Below are 6,870 nucleotides of genomic sequence, written 5' to 3' on the forward strand. Positions count from 1 at the left end.
CTGAGTCCTGTACAATACAGGATTCAATCCCTTGTAGCTTAGCTCTCAAATTTGTCTAACTTTTTGGGGTCAGATCATTTTGAAGTGGCGGCTTTTTCTATTTACGCGAGTAATGAGCCGGGCAGATATGCTTGCATATCTATTCGGAGAATACCGCGATAACGAGATTGCTATCTCGTCCAGAAACAACAGCAACAATCAGAAATGAGGTGAAGTCATGAACACACAAATCATCGCCATCGCCAACCAGAAAGGGTGCTATGTGCCGGTGGCACATGTTCGGCATCGACCGGAGCGGGAGCGGAGAAGCATTGGCAAAACAACAACCTGTGCGAACTTGGGAATAGGTCTGGCACAGGCCGGAAAGAAAGTGCTTCTGATCGACGGGGACCCGCAAGGAAGCCTGACAATCAGCTTGGGAAATCCGCAACCAGACAAGCTGCCATTTATACTGTCGGATGCAATGGGCAAAATTCTGATGGATCAGCCTATACGCCCCGGAGAAGGTATTCTGCATCATGCAGAAGGCGTTGAACTGATGCCTGCGGATATTCAGCTTTCTGGTATGGAGGTTTCTTTGGTAAACGCCATGAGCCGTGAAACGATTTTACGGCAATACCTGGACACACTGAAGGACAATATTCCCATATCCTGATTGACTGTCAGCCCTCGTTGGGGGATGCTTATGGTCAATGCGCTGGCGGCTGCGAACAGGATCATAATTCCTGTTCAGACAGAGTATCTGCCCGCCAAAGGACTGGAACAGTTGGACAGAGTAAGAATCAAATTCAGAGATTTATCCGTCTGACCGAGCTGATTCCCGAACTGCTGGACATGGTGGATGAAAAGAAAATTGCCTTAAATCCTGCTTATGAGCTGTCCTTCCTCAAAAAAGAGGAACAGAGAGAGTTGCTGGATACAATGGACAGCAAACAGGCTACCCATTCTCTTTCTCAAGCCCAGCGGCTCAAAAAATACAGTCAGGAGGGGCATCTGACCCTCGATATGATGCGTGTCATCATGGGTGATGAGAAGAAAAGCGATCTGGACCGAGTGACATTTACCTCTGACACCTTGCGGAAGTATTTTCCTAAACTTTCATAACAGGGATAGATACTCCATTTGTGGAGAGAGGAACGGCGTTTCTTCGCCGCACCTTCCTCCGCTTTTTCTTTTTGGCGGTATCCTTGTTTTTTGCCTGTCCGTACCGGATAATATGAGTAGAATAAAAAGTGAAGCAAAGGAGTGAAAACAGATGCTGACCTTTGAAAAGGTGCTGGAGATTTTTGCGGATTACCTGACCGCAGACGAGACCATAGAAGTCTATATCAGCCGCCATGGATGTGTAAGAGTTGAATTTGACCAAGATTTTCACTATTGCTCTGGCGAGGTGTGCCATACTCCAAAGGAACTGTTCGACCTCTTAGCCGATGATTACCGGACTTATCTGGAGATTGAACTGACCAAAGGAAAACGGGAAGTGACGGAAGATGATGAGAGAGAAGCGGATGCCCTGTGCAAACGGCATCTGGAGCGTTGGAAGGAGGAACAGGAATGAAGATTTTGAAATGTCTGCTGATGATTGTAACTGCACCGGCCATTTTGGTGTTGACGATTTTTGTCTGGCTCTGCACGGGGCTAATCTATATATCCAGTCTGGTGCTTGGTCTGCTCAGCACGGTAATTGCTCTGCTTGGCGTGGCTGGGCTTATTACCTATTCCCCGCAGAATGGTGCAATTTTGTTGTTTATGGCATTTTTGATTAGCCCGATGGGGTTGCCGCTGGCTGCAATCTGGCTGCTGGGAAAGGTGCAGAGTTTGAAATATGCAATTCAGGACAGAGTGTACGGGTGAATGTATCTTGCTCACAATCTTGGTCATTGACTAAGTTGTTCTGACTAAGATGGTAGGGTTATAGTATGATAAATATTTTGCGAAAAATGGCTGAGAAAGAATTTATTTATAAATTTCGCAGAGAAACTGCAAAAACAAGCTGTAAATATTGACCAAGGCATTTTTAACTGTTATAATAGTGACTGAAAATACGAATACTGAGAATGGAGGTATTCAATTATGCTGATTCAGTTTACAGTGGAAAATCACAGGTCAATAAAAAACAGTGCCGTGATCAGTTTTGCGGCCTCTAAGGATAAATCATTTGATGAGTATCTGCTTCGTCCAGATGAAAAGAAGGCATTGCTGCCCGTACTTGCAATTTACGGTGCAAATGCAGCCGGAAAAAGTAACGTATTACATGCAATGATGACGATGAAAGAAATGGTTGTGGGAAATGTTGCAAAAGTTTCTAAGGGACAAAAGTTGCCGTGGGAGCCGTTTGGAGGAACAAAGGTTCCGACTTCTTTTGAAATGGTATTTATTTTTCAGGGAGTTCGTTACACATACGGTTTTTCTTTTGATGCAAAGAAGATTTACAAAGAGTATCTTTACCATTGGCCGAATGGCCGTGAAGCCTTAATTTTTTCAAGAGAAAATGGAGTGTATGAGTTCCGGGAAAATGTAAATGAGCAGGTTACTCTGAGTAACCGAACACCGGACAATAAGCTCTATCTGGTGTCCTCTAATGACTGGAATCTGCCTCAGACGGAAAATGCTTATCAGTGGTTCCTGGAAAAGTTGACATTCCTGATGGATGAAGAGCCAGCTACCTCAGAAACTGTTGCCCAGATTGTCAGCGGTGATGATAAGAAAGCTCGAATCTTAAAAGAATTGCTGCTTGCCGATCTTGGAATCACCGATGTTACAATCAAGAACACTTCTGGTAAAATACCGGTTATTACGACAACACATCGAATTATTAACGAGGACGGTACAACAGAATACTTTCAGCTTTTAATGGAGCAGGAATCTGTTGGTACACAACACTTTTTTGCCCGCATCGGCGGATGGTTGCAGGCACTTGAAAACGGCGCACTTTTAGTTGTTGATGAAATTGAAGATAGTCTGCATCCTCTTTTAACCAGAAGGCTGATTGAAATGGTGCAGGATAAGGCTGTCAATACAAAGGGAGCGCAGCTGATTTTTACAACACACGATGCAATGCTGCTTGACTTGAATTTCTTCCGTAGAGATCAGATTTGGTTTGCTGAAAAAAACGATGAGACTTGTGCAACAGAGCTTTACTCGTTGGCATCTTTCTCTCCAAGAAAAGGAGAAAATGTGCGTAAGGGTTATCTTCAGGGACGATTTGGTGCAATCCCTTTTATCGGAGGTGACGCCTGATGAGCAAGATGCGAAAAGAGTATGATCCGAACAAAGTTAAGCGGCGGAAGCGTAAACCGATTGTTTATATCATCTGCGAAGGAAAAGAAACAGAGACACTTTATTTCAAACATTTTCGTTCACGAAACTGCCTGGTGGATATTATCCCAATTCCATCAAAACATAAAGCGGCGGAACATTTGGTGAAACACGCAAAATCGCTGATCTCTCAAGCAGATTATTATCCGAAAGACGGAGATCAGCTTTGGTGTGTATTTGACTGTGATGATAATAAAGACTCTGAGCTTCAAGCTGCAATTTCCTATTCGGAGAAGCATGGGTACAAAATCGCATATTCCAATCCGGCATTTGAATATTGGTATCTGCTCCATTTTGAAAAACGGAATGGATATTTGAAAGATTCCGCTACGGTAATTGACATCTTGAAAAACAAAGGATATTTGGAAAATTACGGAAAAAGTGTGGATGTTTTTGAAGAATTGCAGGAACATCAGCCAGAAGCTATTCAGTACGCAAAAGAACGAGTGGAGAGATTAACCAGAGATCAGGTTGCTGTGATCTGCCGAGACAGTAATCCGGTAACGACAGTCTATGAGCTGGTTGAATTTTTGAATAGTAAAAGAACATAAAAGCACCATTACAAAGGTGTGCATAATGACAGAAAGCTGTCACTTCGACGATAAAGATTCGTTGGGTGGCAGCTTTTGTGTTTGGAGAGGAGGAAGCATTATGGCAACTACAAGAATCATGCCGCTTCATGTCGGCAAAGGCCGCACAGAAAGTCGGGCGATCAGTGACATCATCGATTATGTAGTAAATCCACAGAAAACAGATAATGGCTACTGTGATGAAGCTGCCGGAGAAACAGGCAAAGCGAATTTATGCCCGATACTATCTGGGAATGGCGGTAAATGAAATTGCCGAAGTAGAAGGTGTAGACCCAAGCCGTGTCCGAGACAGTATCCGCCGTGGCTTAAAGCAGCTCGAAAAATTTTTTTGATAAAGTTTCATTTGATGCGCCTGTTTTTTGCTTTTTTTGTCAGTGTTAATAAGAAGGACAAGTTTTCCTACTTCATTCGTACATTGACAATCGAATAGACAGCACAACAGGTACATAACCCATGTACGAGCGAATATGAAACGCCGCGAAGATGGAGCAGTCAGGGAGGTGATGAAAGAACTGCTTCGGAGCGATCTACGATTTCATAAAACGGATTGTGGTAGATTCGGCGCGATGACTGCATGGGGGCTTAAAGATACACGGATTAAACCTCAAAGGTTAAATGATTATTTGGCTGATATAGAAGAACAGGCACAGGAACGCTTTGAAAGGATTGTAGAGCAGATGAAACAGGCACAGGGAATTACAGAACAGCTAAAGGCAGATGATACCTTAGAATGGATAGGGAGAATGAGTAATATACAAGCGTGTGCAAGGGAGATTGTAGATAAAGAAATGATTTATCAATAAGGAAAGTGATATGATGGAAAGCAAGTCTGAAAATAGCTTGCTTTTTGCTTTAAAATGATGTTAATTGAGGATAAAGAAAATTGAATTTCACAAAGAAATTAAAAATAATCGGATTTTATGTTTTACATAAATTTAACATAACTTTTACTATTTTCAGATTGACTATGTTAGGGCTTTTTGTTATACTCTATAACAATATTATTTAAGGAGGAATATTTAACATGGACGAAAGTGATAATGATTCTGAAGCGAACCAATTCAATAGAATTTTTATTTATATATCGCAAGGCATGGACTATGTATTCGGAACATAGACCATGTCTTTTGTTGCTTTTAAGTAAGTGTGATATTTAGATAATTTTATTGTGGAAAGGTTTTATTTATGAGTACATCAATTTTTATTCTTTTAGTAGTGCAGATTATTTTAATTATATTAAACGCGATTTTTGCGAGTGCAGAGATTGCTGTTTTATCAATGAATGAAACAAAGCTAGAACGAATGGCAGAACAAGGTAATGGTCGGGCAAAGAGATTAGTACGATTAACGCAAGAGCCGGCACGATTTCTTGCGACAATTCAGGTTGCAATCACATTGTCGGGATTTTTAGGAAGTGCTTTTGCAGCAGATAATTTCTCAGAACCTTTAGTTGATTGGGTTGTTGGGATGGGTGTGAATATTCCACGTTCTACTTTAGATACCATAGCTGTTATATTGATTACATTGATTTTATCATATTTCACATTGGTTTTTGGCGAATTAGTTCCAAAGAGAATCGCAATGAAAAAATCTGAAGAACTGGCAATGGGAATTTCAGGATTGGTTACGGGAATCTCTATCTTATTTAAGCCAATTGTTTCATTTCTTTCAATATCAACCAATATTGTCTTGAAGATTTGTGGTATTGATCCAAATGAAGCGGAAGATCAAGTAGGTGAAGAAGAAATACGTATGCTTGTTGATGCGGGAAGTGAAAAAGGAACAATAGATCATCAAGAAAAAGAGTTTATTCAAAATGTTTTTGAATTTAATGATATTATGGCTGGTACGATTGCTACACATCGAACAGATGTGACAATATTATGGATGTCTGATGATGTGAAGGAGTGGGATGAAACAATCCACAATACACGACATACTCTTTATCCCGTCTGTGGAGATTCGATAGATCATGTTATTGGCATTTTAAATGCAAAAGACTATTTTAGATTAAAAGAAAAAAGTAAGGATATGGTTATAGATTCTGCAATTTCTGCACCATACTTTGTTATGGAAACTACAAAAGCAGATGTGCTTTTTAAAAATATGAAACAATCGAAGCAATCTATGGCGATTGTATTAGATGAGTATGGTGGAGTGGTTGGAATAGTAACTCTTTTTGATTTATTAGAAGAAATTGTTGGCGATTTAAACGATATTGAACCAATATCGTCGGAAGAAGAAACTGTTATTATAAGAATAAGCGATAACAAGTGGGAAGTGAAAGGAAATATACGATTAAGTGATATTGAAGACGCTATAGGTGTTACATTTACAGCAGAAGATTGTGACACATTTACTGGATTTGTATTTCAAAAATTTGGTATGGTACCAAAGGATGGGGATACAAAAATAGAATTAGAAATAGAAAATATGCATATAATCATTGACAAAATAAAAGAACATCAAGTTGAACATGCAATTATAGAAATTTTAGAATAAAATTTTGAAATGCATTTGCAAATTATTTTAGAAACAAGGGGATATATCAGAAGAGTACATATACATTTTCAAATACAACAGGGATAGAATGATGTTGCGATAAAAAAGAGGGAGACACATATTGGTTTAATCCATCTCCCTCTTTGATAATTCAGAGGTGTTCTGAGGAGTAATGAGTAGTCCTGCGTTTGTAACATGTTTGCAACACCACATTCCAAGAACCCAGCAAAATCAAGCCTTCCCAGTTACGCAAACGATAATCGACTGCTCAGACTATATCAAAATGGTTCAAAAAGCCCGGAAAATCAAGGTTTTCCGGGCTTTTGCTATATTTCAGGAACTCGTATTCCGGCGATAGAAAGAGCCGTCACTTCACTTTTATTTGATCTGACCCCAAAAAGTTAGACAAATTTGAGAGCTAAGCTACAAGGGATTGAATCCTGTATTGTACAGGACTCAG

The 6,870-nt window shown here is 40.2% G+C and carries 5 protein-coding genes and 5 pseudogenes; all 10 read left to right on the plus strand.

Going from position 1 to position 6,870, the window contains the following annotated elements; genetic code table 11:
- Window positions 1-217 precede the first annotated feature (217 nt).
- Window positions 218-808: pseudogene (locus HED67_RS00840) on the plus strand (ParA family protein).
- Window positions 775-1,095, plus strand: a pseudogene (locus HED67_RS17615) (ParB/RepB/Spo0J family partition protein); the annotation flags it as partial. The pseudogenes HED67_RS00840 and HED67_RS17615, both read left to right, overlap by 34 nt.
- 160 nt (window positions 1,096-1,255) lie before the next feature.
- Complete coding sequence (locus tag HED67_RS00850; protein WP_007045794.1) at window positions 1,256-1,558, plus strand: hypothetical protein; 303 nt, start codon at window positions 1,256-1,258, stop codon at window positions 1,556-1,558.
- Window positions 1,555-1,854 (plus strand): CD1845 family protein, encoded by a 300-nt coding sequence (locus HED67_RS00855; RefSeq protein ID WP_221717232.1) that lies wholly within the window; start codon window positions 1,555-1,557, stop codon window positions 1,852-1,854. The genes HED67_RS00850 and HED67_RS00855 overlap by 4 nt, the downstream gene beginning before the upstream one ends.
- Window positions 1,855-2,073: 219 nt before the next feature.
- Complete coding sequence (locus HED67_RS00860) at window positions 2,074-3,240, plus strand: AAA family ATPase (RefSeq protein WP_221717233.1); 1,167 nt, start codon at window positions 2,074-2,076, stop codon at window positions 3,238-3,240.
- Complete coding sequence (locus HED67_RS00865) at window positions 3,240-3,869, plus strand: RloB family protein (protein WP_118551166.1); 630 nt, start codon at window positions 3,240-3,242, stop codon at window positions 3,867-3,869. The genes HED67_RS00860 and HED67_RS00865 overlap by 1 nt, the downstream gene beginning before the upstream one ends.
- 100 nt (window positions 3,870-3,969) lie before the next feature.
- Window positions 3,970-4,080 (plus strand): annotated as a pseudogene (locus HED67_RS17485) (relaxase/mobilization nuclease domain-containing protein); the annotation flags it as partial.
- Window positions 4,076-4,240 (plus strand): annotated as a pseudogene (locus HED67_RS00875) (sigma factor-like helix-turn-helix DNA-binding protein); the annotation flags it as partial. The pseudogenes HED67_RS17485 and HED67_RS00875, both read left to right, overlap by 5 nt.
- A gap of 276 nt (window positions 4,241-4,516) precedes the next feature.
- A pseudogene (locus HED67_RS00880) lies at window positions 4,517-4,711 on the plus strand (TnpV protein); the annotation flags it as partial.
- Between the two features lie 382 nt (window positions 4,712-5,093).
- Entirely contained in the window at window positions 5,094-6,410 is a 1,317-nt protein-coding gene (locus tag HED67_RS00885; RefSeq protein WP_221717236.1) for a hemolysin family protein, read from the plus strand.
- Window positions 6,411-6,870: the final 460 nt, after the last annotated feature.

Origin of the sequence: Pseudocoprococcus catus, from assembly GCF_019734885.1 — a bacterium.
Classification (GTDB): Bacteria; Bacillota; Clostridia; order Lachnospirales; family Lachnospiraceae; genus Coprococcus_A; species Coprococcus_A catus.